The sequence below is a fragment of the Bacillus litorisediminis genome (genome assembly GCF_022808645.1).
In the GTDB taxonomy this organism is placed as follows: domain Bacteria; phylum Bacillota; class Bacilli; order Bacillales; family JC228; genus Bacillus_BF; species Bacillus_BF litorisediminis.
On record NZ_JAKZKT010000121.1, the window covers coordinates 1 to 1,316 of the forward strand.

At 49.9% G+C, this 1,316-nt stretch carries 9 tRNA genes and 2 rRNA genes; all 11 read left to right on the forward strand.

From position 1 onward, the window contains the following. Positions 1 to 8: 8 nt before the first annotated feature. Positions 9 to 125: ribosomal RNA gene (gene rrf, locus MLE14_RS22245) — 5S ribosomal RNA — on the forward strand. Between the two features lie 3 nt (positions 126 to 128). Continuing rightward, a tRNA-Val gene (locus tag MLE14_RS22250) sits at positions 129 to 204 on the forward strand. 8 nt (positions 205 to 212) lie between these two features. Then, positions 213 to 288, forward strand: a tRNA-Thr gene (locus tag MLE14_RS22255). A 23-nt stretch (positions 289 to 311) separates the two neighbouring features. Continuing rightward, positions 312 to 387, forward strand: a tRNA-Lys gene (locus tag MLE14_RS22260). An 18-nt stretch (positions 388 to 405) separates the two neighbouring features. After that, positions 406 to 488 (forward strand) — tRNA-Leu (locus tag MLE14_RS22265). Positions 489 to 492: 4 nt separating this feature from the next. Then, positions 493 to 567: transfer RNA gene (locus MLE14_RS22270), tRNA-Gly, on the forward strand. A gap of 5 nt (positions 568 to 572) precedes the next feature. Beyond that, a tRNA-Leu gene (locus MLE14_RS22275) sits at positions 573 to 658 on the forward strand. A gap of 8 nt (positions 659 to 666) precedes the next feature. Continuing rightward, a tRNA-Arg gene (locus MLE14_RS22280) sits at positions 667 to 743 on the forward strand. A gap of 27 nt (positions 744 to 770) precedes the next feature. Beyond that, positions 771 to 847: transfer RNA gene (locus MLE14_RS22285), tRNA-Pro, on the forward strand. Between the two features lie 16 nt (positions 848 to 863). Next, positions 864 to 939, forward strand: a tRNA-Ala gene (locus tag MLE14_RS22290). 175 nt (positions 940 to 1,114) lie between these two features. After that, a 16S ribosomal RNA gene (locus MLE14_RS22295) occupies positions 1,115 to 1,316 on the forward strand; the annotation flags it as partial.

Below are 1,316 nucleotides of genomic sequence, written 5' to 3' on the forward strand. Positions count from 1 at the left end.
TGATAAGGTCTGGTAGCTATGGCGAGAAGGTCACACCCGTTCCCATCCCGAACACGGAAGTTAAGCTTCTCAGCGCCGATGGTAGTTGGGGGCTCTCCCCCTGCGAGAGTAGGACGTTGCCAGGCAATGGAGGATTAGCTCAGCTGGGAGAGCACCTGCCTTACAAGCAGGGGGTCGGCGGTTCGATCCCGTCATCCTCCACCATTTTATATGCCGGTGTAGCTCAATTGGTAGAGCAACTGACTTGTAATCAGTAGGTTGGGGGTTCAAGTCCTCTCGCCGGCACCATTTTTTACGATATTTAAGGAAATGAGCCATTAGCTCAGTCGGTAGAGCATCTGACTTTTAATCAGAGGGTCGCAGGTTCGAGTCCTGCATGGCTCACCATTTTAACTTAAGAATTATGCGGGTGTGGCGGAATTGGCAGACGCGCTAGACTTAGGATCTAGTGTCTTTATGACGTGGGGGTTCAAGTCCCTTCACCCGCATTTTGCGGAAGTAGTTCAGTGGTAGAACACCACCTTGCCAAGGTGGGGGTCGCGGGTTCGAATCCCGTCTTCCGCTCCATTTATGCCGGGGTGGCGGAATCGGCAGACGCACAGGACTTAAAATCCTGGGAAGGGTGACCTTCGTGGGGGTTCAAGTCCCCCCCTCGGCATTTGTTATGCGCCCGTAGCTCAATTGGATAGAGCGTCTGACTACGGATCAGAAGGTTATGGGTTCGACTCCTGTCGGGCGCGCCATTATATTAAAATAACGTTATTCCTTAACGGGGAGTAGCTCAGCTTGGTAGAGCACTTGGTTTGGGACCAAGGGGTCGCAGGTTCGAATCCTGTCTTCCCGACCATTATAATTAGTGATTTGGGGCCTTAGCTCAGCTGGGAGAGCGCCTGCTTTGCACGCAGGAGGTCAGCGGTTCGATCCCGCTAGGCTCCACCAAAATATTATTGACAAATACTATTTAACGTGATACTATAGTTTTTGTTGCTAAAAACCAACATAAAATTATTGACACGCATTAATTTGTGTGATACAATATGATCTTGTTCTTTGAAAACTGAACAAAGAAAAGCGTCAACGTTAATTCTATTTTTTAAGAGCTATATCAAACACTTTTATGGAGAGTTTGATCCTGGCTCAGGACGAACGCTGGCGGCGTGCCTAATACATGCAAGTCGAGCGGACCTCTGGGAGCTTGCTCCCAAAGGTTAGCGGCGGACGGGTGAGTAACACGTGGATAACCTGCCTGTAAGACTGGGATAACTCCGGGAAACCGGGGCTAATACCGGATAGGATTTCGGTTCGCATGAACCGAA